This is a genomic window from Brevundimonas sp. LM2, from assembly GCF_002002865.1.
Classification (GTDB): domain Bacteria; phylum Pseudomonadota; class Alphaproteobacteria; order Caulobacterales; family Caulobacteraceae; genus Brevundimonas.
Genome location: NZ_CP019508.1, coordinates 1,468,844 through 1,491,995 on the forward strand (window position 1 = coordinate 1,468,844; position 23,152 = coordinate 1,491,995).

The window sequence follows — 23,152 nt, forward strand, 5'->3', positions numbered from 1 at the left end:
CCATGACCACGACCGAGGTCTTTCTGATCGCCCTGCTGCTGATCTTCAGCGTGCCCTATCTGCTGTGGCGTGGGCTGCGGACCGACTATTACGCGCCTCTGGTGGTGGTGCAGATCATCTGCGGCATCCTGCTCGGACCCGGCATCCTGGGGGCGGTGTTTCCGGCCTATTACGCCTTCGTCTTCAATCCGCAGGTCATCTCGGCCCTGAATGGGATCGCCTGGTGGGCGGTGATGATCTTCGTCTGGATCGCCGGGCTGGAGCTGGACCTGAAACAGGCCTGGGCCCGGCGCGGGGAGACCGGGGTGACGGCGGGCCTGGCCCTGGCCGTGCCCCTGGCCTTCGGGGCGGTGGCGGCGGTGCTGATGCTGCGGTGGCCCGGCTGGGCGGGCCCGAACGGGCAGCCCTGGCAGGTGGTGTTGGGAATCGGAATGGCCTGCGCGGTTACCGCCCTGCCCATCCTGGTGCTGTTTCTCGAGAAACTGGACGTGCTGCGCCAGCCGCTGGGACAGCGGGTGCTGCGCTATGCCAGCCTGGACGACATCGCCATCTGGGGCGTGCTGGCCCTGATCCTGCTCGACTGGGAGCGGGTGGGGCGTCAGGCGAGCTTCCTGGTCGGGTTCGCGGTGGCGACCTGGGCCATCCGGGCCCTGATGAAGCGGCTGCCGGAGCGGGATCGCTGGTACGTCGCCCTGATCTGGCTGGCCGCCTGTGGCTTCGCGGCCGACTGGGCCGGGCTGCACTATATGGTCGGGGCCTTCCTGTCGGGGGCGGTGCTGGACGGCGAGTGGTTCGACCGCAAGCGCATGGACCTGTTCCGCGACCATGTCCTGCTGGCCATCATGCCGGTCTTCTTCCTGTCGACGGGCCTGCGGACCCAGTGGGGCGTCGGCGGGGTGGCGGTGCTCGGAGCCGCGGCCCTGCTGCTGGTCGCCTCGGTGGCGGGCAAGCTGGCCGGGGTCGGCCTGGCCGGTCGGATCCTGAAATGGGAAAAGGGCGAGGCCTCGATCATCGGCTGGCTGCTGCAGACCAAGGCCCTGATCATGATCATCTTCGCCAACATCCTGCTGGACCGGCAGATCATCACCAATGAGACCTTCACCGCCCTGCTGCTGATGGCCGTGGGATCGACCATGCTGACCATCCCCATGGTCACGCCCAAGCTGCGGCAGCTGGTGGGTCTGTCGAAGAAGGCCGGCTAGGTCGGCGACAGGAAGGCCGTGACCCAGACGAAGGGGGCGTTCCAGTTGATGGCGACCTCGTTCTGGGTGAAGGCCGCGATGTCGTCGCGCCAGCAGGTCTGGGGCAGGCATTGGCCGCGCATCGTCTCGGCCACCGGATCGCTCATGGCCGTGTTGTTCGGACCGCCGGACAGGACGCCGGCGGGCGGGGCAGGGTAGGCCGGATCGGCCGAATGGGCCCAGAACCGGTGGTGCGGGTTCCGCATCGGCCGATCGCCGTGGCCGGTGACATAGGACTGGTCCAGCGGATTGCGGCCCAGGAGATAGTCGAGAGCGGCGGTCACGCCGTTACGGAAGCCGGCCTCTCCGGTAAAGTCATGGGCCAGACCCAGCACCATGGCGCGGTTCATCAGATTGCCGTTCGACCCCCAGCTGTAGTCAGGGCCGGTGAAGGGGTGGCCGTAGCCCTGGCCCTGCGCGTCGGCGAGATAGGCCCGCGCGGTGGTGATCAGCGACTGCCGCGCCGCCTCGCGCTCGGCCTCCGGCAGGCGATCGGCGGCCTGAGCCAGGGCGATGGTGCCGAGGGCCCCGACGCTGTTCCAGCCGATGTCGCCGGTGGGCCGCGGGCCTGCCGTCGGGGCGGAAAGGAAGAAGGGCGAGGCCCTGAGATCGTCCAGCAGGGCCGGATCGCCCGTGGTCACGAACAGCTCCGCCGTGGCCCAGTAGAGCTCGTCGTCCAGGGCGTCGTCGCCGTAGTTGCCGCCGCCGTTGAAATCGCCGACCGCATAGAGGTTCGGGTGGCGCTTGGCCGCCGCGAGGCCCCGTCGGGCGGCCGTCAAGGCGCGCTCGGCGAAGGCGGGATCGATCGTCCTCCAAAGCCGCGCGGCCTGGGCCGCGACCGCCACCATGTTCAGGGTCGCCGCCGTGTTCGGAGCATACAGGAAACGCGCCTCGGGATCGTCGGCCGGAGCCATCGGCAGGCCCGTCCATTTGACGTCGTGGACCTTGTGATGCACCAGCCCGCCGGCGTCGATCTCGGTGAAGGTCAGCGGCTGGTCGCGGGTGAACAGCCCCACCGGCACCTGCAGCCGGGCGCCCACCGGCACCTGCATCCGCATCAGGAACTCGACCTCCCAGCGCGCCTCGTCCAGCAGGTCGGAGACGCCGTTGCCGGACTCGGGAATGTCGGCCGCCCCGTCGGGGTAGGGGTCGGCGAGCCCCCGGAGGCTCGCCCGCTCCCAGGCGTTCAGCAGGGTCCAGGTCGAGATGCCGCCGTTGACGACGTACTTGCCGTGATCCCCCGCATCGTACCAGCCGCCGCTGACGTCGAGGGTGTAGTCGCAGCCGGGCCAGACGTTGCCGCGCGTATCGGTGCCGGAAAGACAGGTGGCCCGGTCGGGCGCGTGGCCGGCCGGCCGGGCCAGGTCGGGCCGAGCCACATGGGCCGCCTCGATCGGAATGCCGCTGCGGTTCTCGTAGAAGAACACCAGGGCATCGCGCTTGAGCGTCGCGAAGGGCGTGTCGGCGATTTGGATTCGACGGGTGTGATCCCCCGCAGACAGGCTGTAGGCGCCGGCCGTCCGCAGGGCCTCGAAGCGCAGGACGTGGGCGTGATCGCCCGAGGTCGGGTCCTGTCCGACGACCGTCGTTTCGCCCGTCAGGACGACCCAGCCGGACGCGTCGGAGATCGTCCATGGCAGGGGGGTGGTCCGGGTATCGACCAGGGTTGCCGCCTTGGGCCCGGTCGTCTCGAACCCGACCTGGTTCAGCCGCAGCGCCGGCATCGAGGTCGTCTGGGCCGTGGCGACGGGTGCCAGGGCCAGAAGAGCCGAGGCTGCGGCAAGGGTCCGGCGACGCGAGCCGGTCCTGAGGCTGGTAGAGCGCACGGCGTTCCCTCTTGATTTCTGTTTTGCAATTGTCTGAGTTAATCGGGCAACCGAGTCAACGCGATGCCGCAGAGAGCTCGGACAAGGGAGGAAAGAATGCGTGTCACGATCGGACTGATCGCCGCCGTGCTGTTGACCGGCACGGCCCTGGCGGCACCCGCGCCGCAGGACGACGACATCGTCCAGTATATCATCAACAATCCGCCGGTGACGTCTTGGCAGATCAACGGCGTCGAGACCCAGCCGCGCCCGCGCCGCGCCGAAGGCGTCCTGGGCGAGCGCGCGGTGTCCGTCCGGGCCAGCCGGGCCGAGCAGCCCTGGACGACCGCGGGCCAGATGACCATCCGGGGGGCCATCAAACAGGGCGACACTATTCTGCTGGCGGTCTGGGCGCGCCTGGCGACGCCGGCGCCCGGTCAGACAACCAGTCCACTCCCCATCCGCGTCCAGCAGGCGACAGCGCCCTATACGGCGATCGCCGAGGCGACCGGCCAGATCGGACCCTCCTGGAAGATGGTCTATGCGTCAGGCGTCGCGCGTCAGGACTATGCCGAGGGCACGACCAATCTGGCGGTCCATCTGGCGACGGCGGACCATACGGTCGAATTGGGCCCGGCCCTGGTGCTCGATTTCGGCCAGAACTACGACGCCGCCAAACTGCCGATCAACGAGGACTAGTGTCCTGACCGGACGTGGGGGCCGAACACCACGCCGACGAAGCCGCCGGCCGTGCGGGTGCTCAGGATCGTGCCGTCCACGTCGGTGGCCAGGTCGGTCCAGTCGCCGGTCTCGGCCGCATAGGCGAAGTCGTAGCGGTCCCGTCGGGCCGTGACCTTCAGGCGGGTCGCGGCCGACGGGTCCGCCAGGGGCGCGCTGGCCAGCACCACGCCGTCGGCCGCTTCTCCGGGGCCGGCCCGGCGGCGCAGCTGGATGACCAGGTCGCCGTCTTCCTGGCCGACCGAAAGGAAATACCACCACTCGTCGCTCTGCAGGGCGACTAGGCCGGCGCGGTCGCCGTCCTTCGTCGGGGTCCAAACCAGCTTCGTCTCGGCGGTGGCGGACTGGTGCTGCTGACGACGGCCGAGGAACGAGGGATTGCCGTTGTCGCCGAGGTCGACCGGGCGGGGCGACAGGCTCAGCGCGCCGGGTGTCGAGGTCAGGTCGTACCAGGTCTCGCGCGGGTTGCGCATCATCATCCAATAAGGCGGCAGGGCGGGGCCGTCGAAGGCGTCGACCACCGTGAACGGGCCGCTGGTGGGCACGGCGGGGGCCGGGGTCTCCGGCAGGGCCGGGCGGGGGGCCTGCCACGGGATCACCTGGTCCGGCACGGTGATGATCGGCCATTCGCCGGACCAGTCGACGGGCAGAAGGAAGGTCTCGCGGCCGGTGTTGTACTGGTCCGGACCATAAGGGCGCACGGCCAGGAAGGTGGCCCACCAGTCGCCGTCAGGAGTCTGGACCAGGTCGGCGTGACCGGCCGAGGTGATCGGATCGGGGCGGTCGGCGGGCAGGCCGCGCTGGGTCAGGATCGGGTTGCCCTCGAACGCCTCGAACGGACCGTCGGGCGAGCGCGAGCGCAGGGCGACCTGGGAATGGCCCTCGGCCGTGCCGCCCTCGGCGCAGGTCAGATAGTACCAGCCGTTGCGGAAGGTCAGGTGCGGTCCCTCGATCCAGATCGGCTTGGTGCTGATGTCGACGCCGCCGTTCACCAGCACCTTGCGGGCCCCCAAGGTGGCCTTGCGCTCCAGATCGTAGCGCTGGATCCAGATGGCGCGATGGCCTTCGTAGAGGGGCTCCCCCTCCGGCGGGCCGTTGTTCAGGATCCAGGCCTGTCCTTCCTGGTCGACGAACAGGGAGGGATCGATGCCGCCCACCAGATCCGGCAGCCACACCGGGTCGCTCCACGGACCGCCCGGGTCGGTCGCCGTGATGAGGAAGTTGTCTCCGCAATCCACGCAGGTGTTGAGGATGTAGAACGTCCCGTCATGATGCTCGATCGTCGGGGCGAACACGCCGCGCGACAGGCCCAGGGCGGCGAAATCCAACTGGTCCGGCCGGTCGATCGCATTGCCGATCTGGGTCCAGTTGACCAGGTCGCGGCTGTGGAAGACCGGGATGCCCGGGAAATAGCTGAAGGTCGAGGTGACCAGATAGTAGTCCTCGCCCACCCGGGTGACCGAGGGGTCGGGATAGAAGCCGGTCAGGATCGGGTTGCGATAGGACCCGGTCGCCAAAGGAGACGAGGTCGCGGGATCGGCCCCGGCATAGGTGAACGACTCAAACCGCGCCGGCGCGGTCTGGGCGAGGACCGGGCTTCCGGCGGCCAGGGCCAGGACGGTCGTGAGCGCGAGACGGACAGGTGTGCTGATCATTTGTCGGACATTTGACCGGCAATCTCGCGCCTTGGCAACCCTTTGGCGGGCCCGACACGCGATCCGTCAGGAGGCGGACGCGGTGGTCCCCAGTCGCTGGTCCGAGCGCACGCCGTGCGTCACCCCAACCGGCGGCCCGTCGGATTGGCGCTGGACGAGGGTGAAATCCATCACCTCGATGACCGATGGCGTGGGCTTGCCTTCGGCCTTTCGGCGTATGTTTTCTAGCAGAAGCAGCACGGCCCGACGCGACATCTCGGCGACCGGCTGCCGGATGGTCGTCAACTCCGGCCACAGGGTTGTGGCCAAGGCCGTGTCGTCGAAGCCGCAGACCGTCAGGTCGCCGGGCACGTCCATGCCCCGACGGTGCGCCACCGCCACGGCCGCCGCCGCCATGTCGTCGTTGCTGGCGAAGATGGCGGTCGGACGGTCGGCGAGATCCAGCAGGGCGTCGGCGGCCTCCAGGCCCGAGTGGTAGGTGAAGTAGCCCTGGACGACGAGCGCGGCATCCACTGGCAGGCCGGCTTCGGCCAGGGCGGCGACATAGCCGTCATAGCGCAGCTCGCTCGCGGTCTGGTTCGGATGGCCCCGGACGAAGCCGATCCGGGAGTGACCCTTGGCGATCAGGTGACGGGTCATCAATGCGGCGGCCGTGTGATCGTCGATGCGAATGGCGGAGGCGGACGCCAGGGGACGGCCGGTCGCCACCACCACGGTCGGGATACCGGCGGCGGCCAGGCCGCTGACGATCGCGCGCGAGTCGCACAGGGGCGGCGGCAGGATCACGCCATCGACCCCGGAGACGACCATATGATCGACGGCGGCCTGTTCGCTGTCCTCGGCATCGCATTTCTCGACGATCAACTGGATCGCGCTGCGGCTGCACTGGTCCAGGCTGCCCAGCAGGAATTCGCTCAGATAGGCGGCGCTCGGGTTGCTGTAGAGCAGGCCGATCCTGAGGGAACCGGCGCTGGCCAGGCTGCGCGCGGCGGGATTGGGGGAATAGCCGAGGGTTCGGATCGCCTCGGTGACCCGATGGCGGGTGGCGTCCCGCACGTTGACCTCGCCATTGACGACGCGCGAGACCGTCATCGGTGAGACGCCGGCCAGCCGAGCCACATCGATGATCGTCTTGCCCCCGCCACGCCGTCGGGCGACTCGTTGCTCCAATCCTGCCTCCTCCAACACGCTGGCCCGACCATAGGCCTGCTTTGCAGCGAGTCGAACCCCGTGAAAGCACGTGGAAAACCGCCTTTGGCAATCCGGCGCGCCCGTGCCATGACCTCGACATGTCGATGGACATCAGCCTCCCAAATCGCACCGCCCCGGACCCGTTCCGATGAGCGTATCCAGCGCGGTCGGTCGGACGCGGGTGGGGCCTGGCTTCATCGCGGCCTATACCCTGGCCCAGGTCGGGGCCTTCATCGGCTTCGTCCCGCTGCTCGGCGTGCTGCTGCCGCTGAAGGCGGGGGCCGTCGGCGCGGATTCGGCCGCCCTGCTGCTGAGCCAGGCCGCCGTGCTGGGTGCGGCGACGGCTGCGCTGTCCCACTTCATCTTTGGCGCGCTGAGCGATCGGACCCGTACGCGGTGGGGCCGGCGCAAGCCCTGGATCCTGTTCGGCGCCGGCCTGACCGCGCTCAGCTATGGGGGCGTCTATCTGGCTCAGACCGGATGGCAGCTGATCTGCGCCCTCATCGCGTTCCAGATCTTCTTCAACATGATGTTCGCGCCGCTTCAGTCGATCTTCGCGGACCGTGTGCCGGACGGTCAGAAAGGACTGGTCTCCGCCTTCGTCGGCGTGGCCTATCCGGCGGCCAATCTGTTCGCGGCGCTGGTGATCGCCGTGGCGCTCAGCGATTCGGGAAGCCGCTATCTGATGGTGGCCGCGGCGATGCTGTGCCTGGTGCTTCCCGTCCTGTTCTGGTCGCTGCGCGAGGTCGGCGTCTATCCGGCCAAGCGCGACGCGTCCGGCCCCCTGTTCTCGGCGCTGAGCAAGAAGGACTTTCTCAGGGCCTTCGGCTCACGGCTGCTGATTCAGACGGCGATCGCCCTGAATGCTCTCTACCTGCTCGTCTATCTCCAGGGGCCGAGCGACATCGGTTCCGCCTTGCCGGGCGTGCGTCCCGAGGCCGTCCTTGGCGTGCTGCTGGCCGTCGCGACCGGGGTGGCGCTGCTGGCAGGGTTCGCGACCGGTCTGGCATCGGATCGATGGGGCGGCCGAAAGTTCTATGTCGCCTCCGGCGGCCTGCTGATCGCGGCCGGTATGGCGATCCTGGCCCTGGCCCCCGACTGGCCCGGGCCCCTGGTGGGGGAGATCGTCTATGGTCTGGGCCTCGGCATCTTCACCACGGCGGACGCGGCTCTGATCGCGCAGGTCCTGCCCAACCGGATGACGGTGGGGCGCGACATGGGGATCATGAACGTCGCGGTGACCCTGCCCCAGGTCGCGGCCCCCCTGGCGGGCATCCTGCTGCTGCACGGTGTCGGCTGGAGCCTGCCGACCGTCTTCGGCCTGTCCGCCGCCCTCGCGGTGGCCGGGGCCGTCCTGGTCCTGCGCATCGAGCGCCGGCTGTGAAAGCGAATCAAGCGGCCGGAGGGGCGGACGAGCCGCGGACGATGAGCTGATGCGGGTGGTCGTGGCGCATGCGCACCGCGCCGCCATCCAGCTGGGCCAGCACCATGTCCGCGGCCGAGACCGCCATTTCGAACACGGGCTGTCGCACCGTGGTGATGGCGGGCCAGCTGGTCCGTGAGACCTCCGAATCGTCGAAGCCGACGATGGACAGATTTCCCGGAACGTCCAGGCCCCGTTCGCGGGCCGCCATCAGGGCGCCGACGGCCATGTCGTCGTTCTGGGACAGGATGGCGGTGAAGCGTTCGGGCCCGTCCAACAGGCGCATTGCCGCGTCGTACCCGCTCTGACGCGTGAACAGGCCCGGTTCGATCAACGCGTCGAGCACGGGAAGGTCCGCCGCCGCGAAGGCCAGTCTGTAGCCCTCCATGCGCATCGTGCTGGAGGCATGGGTGGGATCGCCGGTGATCACGGCGATGCGGCGGTGCCCGAGGTCGATCAGGTGTTCGGCGATCTCCCGGGCGGCGGCCACGTCGTCGACCCAGTTGCCGGGGCCCGCCCCGGGATCGGCCGTGGGGGCGATTCGGGCGAAGCGGATGCCCGCCGCCGCCAGGTCGCTCAGAATGCGGGGGTTGTCTGAAGCCGGCGGGGCCAGAACCACCCCGTCCAGGGCGGCGGAGCGCAGCAGTCCGACGATCTCGGCCTCGCGTCGCGCCACCGACGACACCGGGATCACGACGAGTCGGTATCGTTCGTCCTGCAGCCGCTCCAGCACACCCATCTGCAGCTCGACGACATAGCTGGGCGAAGGGTTCTCGTAGACCAGTCCGATCAGATGCGAGCGGCGACGGACCAGGGCCTGGGCCAGAACGTTGGGATGGTAGTTCAAGGCCTCTGCGGCGGCCCGGACCTTCTCGCGGACCCGCTCGGTGACGTTGGGTTCGCCGTTCAGGACCCGGGACACGGTCTTTGTGGATACGCCGGCCCGCCGACTGACATCGAGCATCGTGGTGCGCGAAACGGTTTCAATCAAAGCGGCCCGGCTCCTGAAGGGTATCGGATCACCTTAGCCGGTTTCATCGGCCGATCCAGCGACTGGGTGCTCTCGGCCACACAATCGATCGCAGCGTTAAGGTAGCGCTATCATATGGGTTGACAGCGTAGGACAACACTGAGAGTTCTACGGCGGGGGCGGCGCGTTCGCTGCTCAATAATGATGACGGCACAGCCGTTGCGGAGGGAAATCATGCGGGGAATTTCGATCTTGAAGACGCTTGGGCGTTCGACGTCGGCGATTGCGCTGATGAGCGGCCTCGCGCTTCCGGCACTGGCACACGCTCAGGCCCAGAGCCCGGCGCAGAGCGCCACCCAGGAAAGCACCGTCGACGAAATCGTCGTCACCGGCATCCGGGCCAGCCTGGACCGGGCCATCGACATCAAGCGGAACTCGTCGGGCGTCGTCGACGCGATCTCGGCCGAAGACATCGGCAAGTTCCCCGACACCAACCTGGCGGAATCGCTGCAGCGCGTGTCCGGCGTCTCGATCAACCGGGTGAACGGCGAGGGTTCGGAAGTCACGGTTCGCGGCTTCGGCGGCGGTTTCAACCTCGTGACCCTGAACGGTCGCCAGATGCCGACGGCCAACGTCGTCGCCGTGGGCGGGGACCAGGACGTCGACTTCTCGACCGCCACCAGCCGCTCGTTCGACTTCTCCAACATCGCCTCCGAGGCGGTCAGCCTGCTGGAAGTCTACAAGACCGGCCGCGCCGAGATCCCTTCGGGCGGCATCGGCGCCACGATCAACGTCGTCACCCGCACGCCGCTCGCCAATCGCGAAGCGGGCTGGAACGGCAGCTTCGGCGTCAAGGCGGTTCATGACTCCAGCGTCGACGGGGGCGAGGAGATCACGCCCGAGACCTCGGGCATCGTCAGCTGGCGCGACGAGGACCGTACGTTCGGCGTGCAGCTGTTCGGCAGCTATCAGAAGCGCGAAAGCGCCGCCGTCAGCTCGACCACCAATGCCTGGAACATCCGCACGCGGGACTTCTTCTTGAACCCGGCGAACGGCCTGGTGAACGCGCAGACCCAGGTGACGAACGCCCCGTCCACCAACCAGCTGGTCGCCTTCCCGAACGACAGCCGCTACCACTTCTCCGAGTCGGAGCGCGAGCGGATCAACGGCCAGGCCGTGTTCCAGTGGCGGCCGATGGACAACCTGACGCTGACCGCCGATGCCCTCTACGCCGAGAACAGCACGACCGAGCAGCGGACGGACCAGGGCAACTGGTTCAACCGGCCCTTCGGTCAGGTGCGGTTCGACGACAACGAGGCCGTGGCCACCACGGTCTTTCTGCAGGAAACCCTCAGCTCGCCGAAGGACGCGGGCTTCGAACAGCAGTTCCGCGCCACCAAGGACACGCTGGAATCCTTCGGCCTGAACGCCGAGTGGGAACTGACGGACCGGTTCACGGTCCGGCTCGACGGTCACATCTCGACGGCCGAGAGCACGCCCGACGCCCCCAACGGTTCCAGCTCGACCCTGGTCAGCATGGGCGCGCCCGTCATCGCGGCCCACTCGGTCGACTTCAGCGGCGACATCCCGGTGCAGTCGATCACGATCAACGATGCGCGCGGCAACAACAACGGTCGCCTGGACCTCGCCGACGTCGGCACCCAGATCGCACGGACCAACGCCTCGCAGCAGGAGCAGGAGGTCAAGGAGATCCGCCTGGACGCCGGCTACGACTTCGGTGAAGGCAGCCGCTTCGACTTCGGCACCGAGTACATCGACTCGTCGATGACCAGCCAGCGGACGCAGACGCAGCAGACGCTGGGCGACTGGGGCATCACCAATCCGGGCGACGTGCAGCGCTTCGCCGCCGGGCTGCTGGAAGAGTTCTGCCTGACCTGCAAGTTCGACACCTTCAACCCGGGCTCGACGGGCGCATCGCTGGTCGCCTTCCGCGGCAATGCCGTCGATCTGCTGAACGCCCTGTCGCCGGTCTACGCTCGCGACAAGAACCCGTTCAACAACGTCGCCGAGGCCGGGAACGCCTCCGCCGTCACCGGCCAGGACTTCAACACGGTCGAAGAGTCCACCTGGGCGGCCTACGGCCAGTTCACCTGGGCCGGCGAGGTCGGCATGATGCCGGTCAACATGACGGCCGGGATCCGGTACGAGCAGACCGACGTGACCTCGACCTCCCTGGTGGCCATCCCGACCGCCATCGTCTGGGCGGCCGACAACGACTTCACCCGGATCGTCGGCTCGCAGGTCCAGCCCGTCAGCGGCGAAGGCGACTATGCCTACTGGCTGCCGTCCCTCGACTTCTCGATCGAGCCGCGTGACAACGTCAAGCTGCGCGCCTCGTTCAGCCGCACCCTGGCGCGGCCCGATTACGGCAACCTGTTCACCGCCACCACGGTCAATGCGCCCGGTCGCCCGATCGCTCTGGGTGGCGTCGCCACCGGCAACTCGGGCAACCCCGACCTGCAGCCGCTGCTGTCGGACAACATCGACTTCTCGGCCGAATGGTATTTCGCGCCGTCCAGCTATGTGTCGGTCGGCTTCTTCGACAAGCAGGTCCGTAACTTCATCGGTCAGGGGACCTTCACCCGCAGCCTGTTCGACCTGCGCGACCCGTCCTCGGGCGTCTCCGGTCGGTCCGGAACCGCGCGGACCCAGCTGACCAACCTCAGCGCCGACATCACCGATGTGAACCTGTTCACCTATACGGCGCTGCTGATCCAGAACAACGGCAACGTCGCCGCTGCTTCCGCCCAGTTCGAAGCACAGCGGACCGGTCCCAACCGGTCTCTGAATCAGGCCTTCGTCGACACGACCCTGGCCGCCGTCGACATCGTCGGTGACGCGAACGACCCGTTCTACCAGTTCTCGGTCGCCCAGCCGGTCAACAACCGTGAAGCCAACATCAATGGCTTCGAGCTCGCCGGACAGTATTTCTACGGCGACAGCGGCATCGGCATCGCCGGCTCCTATACGATCGTCAACGGCGACGTGGACATCGATGTCGGGGCCGACCCCAGCATCGACCAGTTCGCCCTGCTGGGTCTGAGCAACAGCGGCAACGTCACCCTGATCTACGACAACTACGGCGTCTCGGCCCGGCTCGCCTACAACTGGCGCGACGAGTATCTGACCCAGACCAACCGGGGTGGCAACGACCGGAACCCGGTCTTCACCGCCCCCTTCGGCACCCTGGACATGAACGTCAGCTACGACCTGACCGACAACGTCGCCATCTCGTTCGAGGCCATCAACATGACCAGCGAGACGGTGCGGACCTATGGTCGTGACGAGAAGCAGATCTTCTTCGCCCAGGAACTGAAGCCGCGCTACCTGCTCGGCGCGCGCATGCGGTTCTAGTCTCACGAACGGAAAATCGGGGTCGCCGCGCGTCGGCGGCCCCGTCTTTTTTGATGACTTCCTGATTGTCCCCGGCGGGGACCCGGATCATCATCGGGGTTTGCGAGAAAGCGTCCCGTGACGAACATCGTCCTGCTCAACAATCTCGACCATGCCGACCTGCGCGTCGCGCCGGGCTATGGCGCGGCCTTCGGCGACGCGATCAATCAGGTTCTGGTCTTCCCCACCGAGTTCGAAGCGCTGCAGCGGGAATACGTCATCCTGTTTCGTAAGGACCCTCAGGGGGCGCCCCAGGCCGTCGCTCTGCTCGGCCTCGACCGCGACGAGAACCTCTTTCTGGACGGGTCCGAATGGCGCGCGCGCTATGTGCCGGCCATCCAGCGGCGCGGGCCCTTCTCCATCGGTCTGCGCAGCGCCCAGACCCCGGGTTCGGAGCCCGATGCCAACATCAATGTCGACCTGGACCACCCGCGCATCGCTGACGCGGGAGGGAAGGGCGAGGCGGTGTTCCGCCGCCATGGCGGCGCGACGCCCTATCTCGACACGATCACCGTCGCCCTGGCCGACATCTATGAAGGGCTGAAGGCCGTCGGGCCGATGTTCGAGGCCCTCGACGCGGCGGGTCTGATCGAGCCGGTCGCTATCGACGTCACCACCGCGGCCGGTGTCCGCTATGATCTCGAGGACATCTTCACCGTCAGCCGAGATCGTCTGGCCGCCCTGGACGGCCCCGCCCTGGAGCGGCTGCATCGGGGCGGATGGCTGACACTGGCCATTCACGTGGTCTCGTCTCTGGCCAATCTTGGACGTCTGGTCGAGATGAAGGACGCGCGGAAGGTGGCGCGGTGATCACGCGGCGCACCCGGGTGGTCGAGACCCCGCCGACCGGGCCCCTGCCGCTGGACGACCTGCTGGCCCAGCAGACGCCGGTCATCCTGCGGGGTCTGGCCCGCGACTGGCCCTTGACCGTCGCCGGCCGGCAGGGGGCGCAAGCCGCGATCGACTATCTCAAGCGGTTCGACGCCGGTCTGCCCGTGGTCGCCTACACCGCCGGACCGGAGATCAAGGGGCGTTATTTCTACACCGGCGACATGACGGGGATGAATTTCGAGGCGCGGAAGGTGCCGCTGGGGCCCTGTCTGGACGCGATTGCCGATCAGATGGCGGTCGAGGCCCCGCCGTCCATCTATGTCGGGTCCACCGATCTCGACACCTATCTGCCCGGGCTGAGGGCCGAGAACGGCCTGGATCTCCCCGCGCCGGCCGAGGGCTGCGATCCGGCCATCGTCAGCATATGGCTGGGCAACCGGACCACGGCCGCGACCCATTTCGACCTGTCCAACAACCTGGCCTGCTGTCTGGTCGGTCGCCGTCGCTTCACCCTGTTTCCGCCGGATCAGATCGGCAACCTGTATCCCGGACCGATGGATCCCACACCGGGCGGGCAGGTGGTCAGCCTGGTGGACCTCAGAGCGCCGGACCTGGAGCGCTATCCCCGGTTCGCGGCGGCGGCGGCGGCGGGCGAGATCGCCGAGCTGGAACCCGGCGACGTCCTATTCTACCCAGCCCTGTGGTGGCACAATGTCGAGGCGTTGGACCCCTTCAACGCCATGGTCAACTACTGGTGGAACGCGGTGCCGGCCTTCATGGACCCGCCGATGACCACCCTGCTGCACGGGATGCTGAGCCTGCGCGACCGGCCGGAGCCGGAAAAACAGGCCTGGCGGGCCTTGTTCGACCACTATGTCTTCGGCCCGGGGGAGGCGGCGGCGCGTCACCTGCCGGAGGCCGCGCGGGGCGATCTGGCGCCGCTGGACGAGCGCTCGGCGCGCCGGCTGCGGGCGCGCGTCCTTCAGAAATTGAACCGGTAGGAGACGGCCATGACCGAACCGCGCAAGACCCGAGTGGTGATCGCCGGCGGCGGCACGGCGGGCTGGCTGGCGGCGGCGGTGCTGACCCGACAGTTGGGCTCGCTGCTGGACATCACCCTGGTCGAGTCCGAGGAGATCGGCACCGTCGGCGTGGGCGAATCCACCATCCCGACCGTTCGGTCCTTCCACGCCCTGATGGGGGTGGACGAGGCCGAGTTCATGCGCACCACCGGGGCGACGTTCAAACTGGGCATCTCGTTCGAGGGCTGGACCCGGCCGGGCGACCGCTACATCCACTCCTTCGGCGACGTCGGAAAATCGACCTGGATGGGCGATTTTCAGCATTTCTGGCTGGAGGCGAAGGATCGCGGCATCGCCGGCGACCTCGGGGACTACTGTTTCGAACACCAGGCGGCGGCCCAGGGCCGGTTCGCGACCGGGCCGGAATCACGCATCAACTATGCCTATCACCTGGATGCCGGCCGCTATGCCCGCTACCTGCGCGGCCGTAGCGAGGCGGCCGGGCTGGTGCGCCGCGAGGGCCGGATCGAGCGGGTCGAGCGCGATCCGGAGACCGGGCTGATCGCCGCCCTGATCCTGGCCGACCAGCAACGGATCGACGGCGACCTGTTCCTGGACTGCACGGGGTTTCGAAGCCTGCTGATCGGCGAAGCCATGGGTGTCGGGTTCGAGGACTGGGGCCACTGGCTGCCGACCAACCGGGCTCTGGCGGTGCAGACCACCTCGACCGGCCCGGCCGTGCCCTATACGCGGGCGATCACCCACGATGCGGGCTGGCGCTGGCGCATCCCCCTGCAGCACCGCGTCGGCAACGGCCTGGTCTATGCCTCGGACTTCCTGTCGGACGACGAGGCGCGGGCGCGGCTGCTGGCGTCGATCGAGGGCGATCGGCTGATCGAGCCGGGGTTGATCCGGTTCCGGACCGGACGGCGGCTGAAGGCCTGGGAGGGCAACTGCGTGGCCCTGAGCCTGGCCAGCGGCTTCGTCGAGCCGCTGGAATCGACCAGTATCCATCTGATCATGACGGCCCTGACGCGACTGATGCAGGCCTTTCCGTTCGACGGCATCAGCCCGGCGGTGGTGGCGCGCTACAATGACCAGTCGCGAGCCGAGCTGGAAGGCATCCGCGACTTCATCATCCTCCACTACCATCTGAACGAACGCGAAGAGCCGTTCTGGCAGCGCCAGCGTGAGATGGAGGTGCCGGAGACGCTGAAGGCACGACTGGCCCTGTTCGCCGAGGGGGCCCAGGCCTATCAGGCCCAGGACGACCTGTTCCGCGTCGCCTCTTGGCTTCAGGTGCTGGTGGGGCAGGGGATGCAGCCCCGTCAGTATCACCACATGGCCCGGCTGATGCCGGATGCCGCCTTGGCCGGCGCCCTTGGCGACTTGAAGCGCAACATCGACAAGGCGGTCGCCGCCTTGCCGACGCACGAGGCCTTCCTGGACCGGTACTGCCGCGAACGGCAGCCGGCCCAGGCGGCCTGACCGAAGGGGTCTGCCGGGCGTCAGCCCGGGCAGACCGCCTCGCCCGTATTCGACACCAGGCGCAGGTCCTCGATGGCCAGGGCCAGGCGACCCGAGGTCGTCAGGATCAGCGGTTCGTCCGTCTTCGACAGATCCACGCCCGCGTCGCGCAGGCAGCTGAGCTTGACCTGGATGGTCCGGAAGGTCCCAGCCTGGCCGCCGGCCAGCAGCGAGGTGATGTCGACCCCACCCCGGCAACCGACGCCGCAACCGGCCGACAGCTGGACCGGCGCGCTTGGAGGCGTATCGACGCGGAAGCGGATGGCGACCGCCATGTCGCCCGTGGCCTGGCGCTGCAGATCGACCGGCGGGCCCTGGACCGAGAAGGAGGCTTCCCCGGCCCCCGACCAGGTCAGCAGACGTCCGCTTTCCTGGGCCGTGACGTCGGCGACGGTCGCCGACAGCACGCCGCCGGGGCTCCGGCCCTGATCCGCGCGCAGGCTGCCGGCGCTGTCGCGCAGGTCGAAGCCCCAGGGCGCGGGCACGCGTCCGGCGGTGAAGAAGACGTCCGAAGCGCCCACCGCCGCGGCGACCCCCGCGTCTTCCGACAGGGTGGCCAGATTGCCCTGGTCGCGCACGGACAGGCCGTGGCCGAAGGCGAACAGCGGATCGTAGTCCGGGTCGGTGCGGTTCAGCCGGTACTGGTCCGCCCGGCGCGGCCAGGAGAAGGACAACCGGCCGGTGAAGTCGTGGGCGACACCGCCGTCCGGGGCGCGGAACAGCAGGTCGGCGACGCCGCCCCCCTCGCTGCCCGGCAGCCAGGCGGCGACGAAAGCGTCCGAGGCGTTGAGCTCGGGGTTCACCCACAGGGGACGACCCGACAGGAACACCGAGACGACCGGAATGCCCTGGGCCTTCAGACGGCGCAGCATCTCGAGCGGGGCTTCGGGCGCGAAATCGAGATTCGGACGGTCGCCCTGGAACTCGGCATAGGGATCCTCGCCGAAGACGACGATGGCGACGTCGGGGCGGGTGGTGAAGCTGCCGTCCGCGCTCAGGGTCGCCTGGCCGCCGCCGGCCTTGACGGCCTCGGAGATGCCGCCCCAGATCGACTGGCCGTTCGGGAAGTCGGCGTTGGTGTTGCCCGAGCCCTGCCAGCTGATGGTCCAGCCGCCGGCCTGTTTGCCGATGTCGTCGGCTCCGTCGCCGGCGACCAGGACGCGGGCGCCCGGCCGGAGCGGCAGCAGGCCCTCCTGATTCTTCAGCAGGACCAGCGATTCACGCACGGCCTGACGCGCCAGGGCGCGGTGATCGGCCGAGCCGAAGACCGAATAGTCGCCGGCCCCGGCCCGCTGGTTCGGCGCGGGATTGTCCAGCAGTCCGGCCTTGATCTTGACGCGCAAAATACGGCGCACCGCGTCGTCCAGCCGGGCCGTCGTGATCTCGCCGGAGCGCGCCTGGGCCAGGGTGTTGTCGTACAGGCCGCGCCAGCTGTCGGGGGCCATGAACATGTCGATGCCGGCGTTGAACGCCCGGGCGCAGTTGTCGTTGGTGCAGCCGGCGACCTGGCCGTGGGCGTTCCAGTCGCTGACGACGAAGCCGTCGAAGCCCATCCGGTCCTTCAGCGCCTCGGTCAACAGGCCGTGGTGTCCCGTGACCTTCTCGCCGTTCCAGCCCGAAAAGGTGGCCATGACCGTCAGGGCTCCCGCCGCGATGGCGGGCGGATAGCCGGCGTTGTGGATGCGGATGAGTTCCGCCTCGGACACCCGGGTGTCGCCCTGGTCGCGGCCGCCGTCGGTGCCGCCGTCGCCCAGATAGTGTTTGACCGAGGATACGGTCCGGCCCGGCTGCAGGCCGACGTCCCCGCCGGTCGGACCCTGCAGGCCCTCGACCACGGCGCGGGAATAGGCGGCGACGACTTCGGGCTCCTCGGAATAGCTCTCATAGGCCCGGCCCCAGCGGTCGTCGCGCGCCACGGCCACGGTCGGGGCGAAGGTCCAGTCCACGCCCGTGGCGGCCAACTCCTTGCCGGTCGCTTCGCCGATCCGGCGGATCAGGTCGGGATCGCGGGCGGCCCCCAGGCCGACGTTGTGCGGAAAGATGGTCGCGCCGAAGACGTTGTTGTGGCCGTGGACCGCGTCGACGCCGAAGATCACCGGGATCGGGGTGTGGCCCGGCCGGGCCTCGGTCGAGACCTCGTAGAAGGCCTGGGCCAGGGCCAGCCAGGCTTCGCGTGGCGCACGGTCGTTGTTGCCCGGCCCGGAGTTGCCGCCGGCCAGGACCGACCCCAGGGGATAGCGGCGCAGGTCCTCGGGGGTGATCGATCCGATATCGCCCTGGATCGTCTGGCCGACCTTTTCCTCCAGCGACATGCCGGCCATCAGCGTCGTGATGCGGGCCTCGACCTCGGCGTCGACCAGGCCGGCGTCGGGGACGCTGGGCCAGGCGCTGGGGTTGACGACGGGCACCAGCGTGGTGGCGTCGGGCACTGGCGCCGTGCCGTCGGGTGCCGACACAGGCGCGGTCGCGCAGGCGGCCAAGGCGCAGGTCGCGCCGGCCATGAGCAAGGCCCGAAGGCCGACCTTCCGGAGAGTCGTCATTTGCGTTCCTGGACGTTGATCCCAGGCGGTGGTCCGCCCGATGGTTGTTGGCCGTAAGCCTAGACCTATATCCGGGGAGGATGACAGCGCTGTCAACCGGTGAGCGTATGGATGCCCCGGTCGGGCCGCCGCTGCGCGGCGATGAAGTTTTCATGAAACCGTGTCGCGCGCGCTGAGGGCTGCCGGAGGGCTGTCGTTGTTCGCTGCAGGGGGTGCACGGGGTCGTCTTATGGACGAGCCGTCGCCGATGACGCCAATCGGAGATCCACGATGAAATCGACCACCAGCCCGGTGCGCGCCGCGACCGGCATGCGCCTCGTCACCAGCCTTCTGTGCGGCAGCGCGCTCGTGGCCCTCAGCGCCGGCACCGTCTCCGCCCAGCAGGCGACGCCGCGCCAGGACGAGGAGACCACCCTCGACGAGGTCGTCGTCACCGGCTCGTTCGCCATCAGCCTGGCCGACTCGCTGGCGATCAAGCGCCGCGCCGACTCGATCTCGGACTCGGTGTCGGCCTCCGACATCGGGAACTTCCCGGCGGTGAACATCGCCGAAGCCCTGCAGCGGGTCCCCGGCGTGTCGATCTCGCGCGAAGCCGGCGAAGGCCAGTTCGTCAGCGTCCGGGGCCTGGGCCCGAACTTCCAGTCGGTGACCCTGAACGGCTCGCCGATCGCCTACAATGAGAACATCCGCAACTCCGACCAGAGCGGCCGCCAGTTCCAGTTCCGCGTCATCCCGGCCGACCTGATCTCGGCCATCGTCGTGACCAAGTCCCCGACGGCCGACCTGATCGACGGCGGCATCGGCTCCAACATCGACATCCGCACCGCCGACGCCCTGGCGACCGAGCCCTTCGCCACAGCCCGCGCCTTCACCCACTATGAGGAGCGGACCGAGGAACACACGCCGAACGGCTCCATTTCGGCCGGCTGGCGCAATGCCGAGCGTACCTTCGGCGTCGTCGGCGGCGTGTCTCTGGCGACCCGCCACGTCCAGTTCGATCGCGTCCAGACCACGGGCTACACCAACCGCGTCATCAACGGCGCGACCGTCTCCGTGCCGAACGAGATCCAGATGACGCTGGAGCAGGAAGAGCGCACCCGCCTCAGCGCCATGGCCGGCCTGTCCTGGAAGCCGACCGACAGTTTCGCCCTGCGGGCCGACGCCCTGTACTCGCGCTTCAACAACGTCATCGACGAGGACCGCCTCAGCTTCGGCTTCGGCGGCCGGTCCGACTTCACGACGCGCTTCGTCGCCTCCAGTGCCCGCGTCGTGGACGGCGTCCTCTACGCCGGCCAGATCAACGGCGGCCGCATCGACCGCAACGCCGAGTATTCCGAGCAGCAGCATGAGAACCTGTTCGTCAAACTGCAGGCGGACTGGGACGTGCTCGGCTGGACCGTGACGCCCTCCATCAGCTATTCCGAAGCCATCTCCTTCCTGCCGGTGCCGCTGCAGCGGATCAGCGGCGCGACCGCCGAGAACCCGGCCGGCCTGACCTACAGCTATGATTTCGGCGACGATCCGGTCGGGAACCGCGAGTACGCCTCGCTGCTGACCAATCTCGACCTGTCCAGCCCGACCTCGACCCGTGCCACCACCTACCGCACGCGTCCGATCAACTCCGAGGACAACGACACGACCGCCCTGCTGAACCTCCAGCGCGATCTGGATGCGCGGTTCGGCGCGGTGGAGCTGGGAACGATCCGGTTCGGTGGCCAGTACACCGAGCGCAGCCGCGACTATCAGCGGCGCGACCGGGTCCTGACGGCCCGCCCCGGCATCGACGTGAATACCGCGAACTACCTGGATCAACAGCTGCCGAAGAACGCCTTCAACCAGTCGATCGCCAACCTGTATCCCCAGGGCCTGACCTACGATCGCGAACTGTACGGCATCTCCTTCGTGATCCCGAACGAGTCCGGCAACACCAACGCCCAGTCGGACGACCTGGTCGCGACCGGAGCCGACCTGCAGCAGTCCTATGGCGTCGACGAGACGATCACCGCCCTCTACGGTCGCGCTGATTTCTCGGTCGATTTCGGCCCCGTGCCGATGGACGCCAACCTGGGCCTGCGTTGGGTGTCGACCGACACCCTGGTCAAGGGCACCCTGCTGACCGCCGGCCGCACCGCGACCGGTGCCGTGACCACCGTGGTCAACCCGCAGACGTTCGAGGGTTCGTACGAAGAGTTCCTGCCCAGCCTGAACCTGAACTTCGAACTGCGCGACGACGTCCTGCTGCGCCTCGGCGTCTCGCGCACCCTGACCCGGCCGTCGCTGGCCGACCTGCGCACCGCGGTCGTCCCGAACAGCTCGCTGATCACCCAGGTGTTCCTGAACGGTCAGACGGCCCTCGACACCGCCGTGGCCTCGGCCAAGGTCGGCGTCGGCGGCAATCCGGAGCTGCAGCCCTATACCTCGGTCAACTACGACGCCTCGCTGGAGTGGTATTTCAACGACTTCGGTGCCCTTTACGGGGCGGTGTTCTCCAAGGACATCTCGAACTTCATCGGCGGCATCGCCCGGACCGAACAGATCCTGTTCGCCACCCAGGCGGGCCAGACCCTGACGGCCGACCTGCAGATCACCCGTCCCCAGAACATCGGCGACGCGACGATCGAGGGCTTCGAGATGGGCTTCTCCTACAAGCTGGACTGGGGCCTGGGTCTGTCGGCCAGCGCCACCTTCACCAGCAGCGAGGCCGAGATCGAGGCCACCCCGGGCGTCTTCACCACCGCCGGTCTGCAAGGCGTGTCGGACGAGAGCTTCTCGATCAACCCCTTCTTCGAACGGGGTCCCTTCGAGGCGCATCTGAGCTATACCTATCGCTCTGACTTCGCCGCCAACGGCAACATCAGCCCGGGCTCCAACGCCGTGATCGACGAGAACTCCGCCATCATGGCCGACGGGTTCGGGACCCTGGACTTCGGGGCCTCCTACCAGATCAACGACACCTTCCAGGTGTTCGCGGAGGGCACGAACATCATGGACGAGCGTCAGGCGGTCTATTTCGGCAAGGAAACCCGTCCGTTCCAGGTCCACGAATACGGCCCGAGCTACAACCTCGGCCTCCGGGCAACCTTCTGAGACCGACCACCCGCCAGACTGGAACCGCCCCCTCCTTGCGAGGGGGCGTTTTCGTTCGCGCTTGGCACCGAACGAGCGCTTTCGCATGACCGGCGTGGCCCTTTCCCGGCTGCGCGCCGAACTGGTGTCCTATCTGGCACGGCGCGGCGCCTCGCCGGAGGAGGCGGAGGACATCGTACAGGAGGGGTTCGTGCGGTTCGCCCGCGCCGGCCACCAACCCGATCACGTCGATGCCCGTCCGCTGCTCTTCGTCATCTGCCGCAACCTGATGGGGGATCATTGGCGCAGCGCCGGTCGCGTCCGCGCGCGCCAGGCCCCGCTGAGCCCAGACGACATGGAGGCCACGGGCGAACCCCTGGCGAGCGACAGCCCCAGCCCCGATCGCAGCGCCATCGCGCGCCAGGACCTGGCCCAGGCCGCCGCCGTGATCCGCAGTCTGCCCGCGAAGACCCGCGACGCCTTCCTGCTGCATCGTTTCGAAGATTTGACGTATCGTCAGATAGCGGATCGTCTTGGTGTGTCGGTCAGCATGGTCGAAAAGCATGTGGCCGAAGCCCTTCGCCGGCTGAAATCGGCGCGGGATGACTGAGGTGGCGAGGGTTTCGGTCGTTGAGAAGACAAGCGGTGCGCGAGTATGCGACAGGCCGCATGCCCTGGGAGGGGTCTCCTGCCGCTATGCGTGACCGCCTTCTTGCCCTTTTCAGACCGCGACCCCGCACGGCGGAGGCCTGGCTGGCGCGGCTCGGCCGGCCGTCGGTGACCCCGCGCGAACTGGCGGCCTTCGTAGCCTGGCTGGACGAGGATCCGGCGCACCTGGACTCGTATCAGACGCTGAAGGCGCTGGTCGCGGACACCCGCAGCCTGAAGAGCGCCTTCACCGCCGAACTGGCCGCCATCCCCGCGCGGGCGCAGCGTCGCCGGCGCGCCCGCGGCTGGACCTGGGCCCCTCCTGCGCTGGGCGCGGTCGCCGCGGCGGCCGCCGCCGTCGTGCTCCTGCCCTCGTTGTGGACGGCGATGTCCGACCCCCTGGCCGGTGCCCAGGTGATTTCGACCGCCGTCGGCGAGATCCGCGATGTGACCCTGTCCGACGGATCGCGCGTGACGCTCGACACGGACACCCGCATCCGGGTGAAGATGAGCGCCTCGGCCCGTCGCCTGCAACTGGAGGCCGGGCAGGCCTATTTCGCCGTCGCCCACGATGCCGACCGTCCTTTCGAAGTGGCTCTGGCGGATCGCGCCGTGGTCGTCACGGGGACGAGGTTCACGACCTCGCTGATCCAGGGCCGCGCCCACGTCGCCCTGCTGGACGGGTCGATCACGCTGGAACCGCGCGGCGCGGAGGGCGGGCCCGCGCGTCTGGCGCCGGGGCAGGCGATGCGCTTCACCGCCGGACGGCCGCTGCAGCCGCAACCGCGGTTCGACCCCACGACCGCCGCGGACTGGCGCGCGCGTCGACGGATCTATCTCGACGTGCCCCTGTCGGACGTTCTGGCCGATCTGTCGCGCTACACGACGCAGAACCTCGTGGTCGCCGACCCGGCTGTCGCGCGCATGCGGGTGACGGCCGTGGTGCCGCTGGAGGGGCCGGGGTCGGTGGTCGCCAGCATCGATCGGCTGCTGCCGGTCACGCTCGTCGCGGTGTCCGCCGACCGCACGGAGGTCCGGGCACAAGAGGTTCGCACGCCTGTCATGAGGCCTGAATAGAGGA

15 protein-coding genes are annotated in these 23,152 nt (G+C 68.5%); 10 read left to right on the forward strand and 5 right to left on the reverse strand.

Translation table 11 applies throughout. The features are described 5' to 3' along the window. Nucleotides 1–2: 2 nt before the first annotated feature. Nucleotides 3–1,202, forward strand: a complete 1,200-nt coding sequence (locus BZG35_RS07220; protein WP_253189298.1) for a cation:proton antiporter — start codon at nucleotides 3–5, stop codon at nucleotides 1,200–1,202. Here BZG35_RS07220 and BZG35_RS07225 read toward each other — a convergent pair. Beyond that, entirely contained in the window at nucleotides 1,199–3,067 is a 1,869-nt protein-coding gene (locus tag BZG35_RS07225; protein ID WP_253189299.1) for a glycoside hydrolase family 9 protein, read from the reverse strand. The two genes, BZG35_RS07220 and BZG35_RS07225, sit on opposite strands and share 4 nt — an antisense overlap. 96 nt (nucleotides 3,068–3,163) lie before the next feature. Between BZG35_RS07225 and BZG35_RS07230 the strand changes: the two genes are divergently transcribed. Then, nucleotides 3,164–3,745, forward strand: a complete 582-nt coding sequence (locus BZG35_RS07230; protein WP_077355030.1) for a hypothetical protein — start codon at nucleotides 3,164–3,166, stop codon at nucleotides 3,743–3,745. Here BZG35_RS07230 and BZG35_RS07235 read toward each other — a convergent pair. After that, nucleotides 3,742–5,439 carry a glycoside hydrolase family 43 protein gene (locus tag BZG35_RS07235; RefSeq protein ID WP_077355031.1) on the reverse strand — a complete coding sequence of 566 codons (1,698 nt, stop codon included), beginning with the start codon at nucleotides 5,437–5,439 and terminating at the stop codon, nucleotides 3,742–3,744. The two genes, BZG35_RS07230 and BZG35_RS07235, sit on opposite strands and share 4 nt — an antisense overlap. A 66-nt stretch (nucleotides 5,440–5,505) precedes the next feature. Then, a complete protein-coding gene (locus BZG35_RS07240; RefSeq protein WP_077355032.1) occupies nucleotides 5,506–6,609 on the reverse strand; it encodes a LacI family DNA-binding transcriptional regulator in 1,104 nt (367 codons plus the stop codon). A gap of 169 nt (nucleotides 6,610–6,778) precedes the next feature. Here BZG35_RS07240 and BZG35_RS07245 point away from each other — a divergent pair, with 169 nt between their 5' ends. Next, the gene (locus BZG35_RS07245; protein ID WP_077355033.1) at nucleotides 6,779–8,014 is read left to right on the forward strand and encodes an MFS transporter; all 1,236 of its coding nucleotides are present in this window, start codon (nucleotides 6,779–6,781) and stop codon (nucleotides 8,012–8,014) included. Between the two features lie 7 nt (nucleotides 8,015–8,021). Here the strand turns inward: BZG35_RS07245 and BZG35_RS07250 are convergent, their stop codons facing one another. After that, on the reverse strand, nucleotides 8,022–9,017 hold the full coding sequence (locus BZG35_RS07250) for a LacI family DNA-binding transcriptional regulator (RefSeq protein ID WP_077355034.1): 996 nt from the start codon (nucleotides 9,015–9,017) through the stop codon (nucleotides 8,022–8,024). Nucleotides 9,018–9,314: 297 nt separating this feature from the next. On the opposite strand from BZG35_RS07250, the gene BZG35_RS07255 reads away from it, so the two are divergent. From BZG35_RS07255 to BZG35_RS07270, 4 genes are all read left to right on the forward strand, one after another. Continuing rightward, the gene (locus BZG35_RS07255; protein ID WP_253189300.1) at nucleotides 9,315–12,398 is read left to right on the forward strand and encodes a TonB-dependent receptor; all 3,084 of its coding nucleotides are present in this window, start codon (nucleotides 9,315–9,317) and stop codon (nucleotides 12,396–12,398) included. Between the two features lie 117 nt (nucleotides 12,399–12,515). Continuing rightward, on the forward strand, nucleotides 12,516–13,247 hold the full coding sequence (locus BZG35_RS07260; protein WP_077357934.1) for a SapC family protein: 732 nt from the start codon (nucleotides 12,516–12,518) through the stop codon (nucleotides 13,245–13,247). Beyond that, nucleotides 13,244–14,269, forward strand: a complete 1,026-nt coding sequence (locus BZG35_RS07265; protein ID WP_253189301.1) for a cupin-like domain-containing protein — start codon at nucleotides 13,244–13,246, stop codon at nucleotides 14,267–14,269. Before BZG35_RS07260 ends, BZG35_RS07265 begins: the two co-directional genes overlap by 4 nt. A 9-nt stretch (nucleotides 14,270–14,278) precedes the next feature. After that, nucleotides 14,279–15,778, forward strand: a complete 1,500-nt coding sequence (locus tag BZG35_RS07270) for a tryptophan halogenase family protein (protein ID WP_077355037.1) — start codon at nucleotides 14,279–14,281, stop codon at nucleotides 15,776–15,778. Between the two features lie 20 nt (nucleotides 15,779–15,798). On the opposite strand, the gene BZG35_RS07275 is transcribed toward BZG35_RS07270, so the two are convergent. Further along, nucleotides 15,799–18,357, reverse strand: a complete 2,559-nt coding sequence (locus BZG35_RS07275; protein ID WP_077355038.1) for an exo 1,3/1,4-beta-D-glucan glucohydrolase — start codon at nucleotides 18,355–18,357, stop codon at nucleotides 15,799–15,801. A 270-nt stretch (nucleotides 18,358–18,627) separates the two neighbouring features. Here BZG35_RS07275 and BZG35_RS07280 point away from each other — a divergent pair, with 270 nt between their 5' ends. The 3 genes from BZG35_RS07280 (at nucleotide 18,628) to BZG35_RS07290 (ending at nucleotide 23,148) form a co-directional block, all read left to right on the forward strand. Beyond that, complete coding sequence (locus tag BZG35_RS07280; protein WP_253189302.1) at nucleotides 18,628–21,444, forward strand: TonB-dependent receptor; 2,817 nt, start codon at nucleotides 18,628–18,630, stop codon at nucleotides 21,442–21,444. Nucleotides 21,445–21,529: 85 nt separating this feature from the next. Next, nucleotides 21,530–22,033, forward strand: coding sequence for an RNA polymerase sigma factor (locus tag BZG35_RS07285; RefSeq protein WP_077355039.1), 504 nt, complete (start codon nucleotides 21,530–21,532; stop codon nucleotides 22,031–22,033). An 86-nt stretch (nucleotides 22,034–22,119) separates the two neighbouring features. Then, nucleotides 22,120–23,148 (forward strand): FecR domain-containing protein, encoded by a 1,029-nt coding sequence (locus BZG35_RS07290; protein ID WP_171981901.1) that lies wholly within the window; start codon nucleotides 22,120–22,122, stop codon nucleotides 23,146–23,148. Nucleotides 23,149–23,152: the final 4 nt, after the last annotated feature.

Coding starts and splice junctions, on each gene's coding strand:
- BZG35_RS07220 (WP_253189298.1), top strand. CDS start 3: ATGACCACGACCGAGGTCTTTCTGATCGCCCTGCTGCTGATCTTCAGC.
- BZG35_RS07230 (WP_077355030.1), top strand. CDS start 3,164: ATGCGTGTCACGATCGGACTGATCGCCGCCGTGCTGTTGACCGGCACG.
- BZG35_RS07235 (WP_077355031.1), bottom strand. CDS start 5,439: ATGATCAGCACACCTGTCCGTCTCGCGCTCACGACCGTCCTGGCCCTG.
- BZG35_RS07245 (WP_077355033.1), top strand. CDS start 6,779: ATGAGCGTATCCAGCGCGGTCGGTCGGACGCGGGTGGGGCCTGGCTTC.
- BZG35_RS07250 (WP_077355034.1), bottom strand. CDS start 9,017: ATGCTCGATGTCAGTCGGCGGGCCGGCGTATCCACAAAGACCGTGTCC.
- BZG35_RS07255 (WP_253189300.1), top strand. CDS start 9,315: ATGAGCGGCCTCGCGCTTCCGGCACTGGCACACGCTCAGGCCCAGAGC.
- BZG35_RS07270 (WP_077355037.1), top strand. CDS start 14,279: ATGACCGAACCGCGCAAGACCCGAGTGGTGATCGCCGGCGGCGGCACG.
- BZG35_RS07275 (WP_077355038.1), bottom strand. CDS start 18,357: ATGACGACTCTCCGGAAGGTCGGCCTTCGGGCCTTGCTCATGGCCGGC.
- BZG35_RS07280 (WP_253189302.1), top strand. CDS start 18,628: ATGAAATCGACCACCAGCCCGGTGCGCGCCGCGACCGGCATGCGCCTC.
- BZG35_RS07285 (WP_077355039.1), top strand. CDS start 21,530: ATGACCGGCGTGGCCCTTTCCCGGCTGCGCGCCGAACTGGTGTCCTAT.
- BZG35_RS07290 (WP_171981901.1), top strand. CDS start 22,120: ATGCGTGACCGCCTTCTTGCCCTTTTCAGACCGCGACCCCGCACGGCG.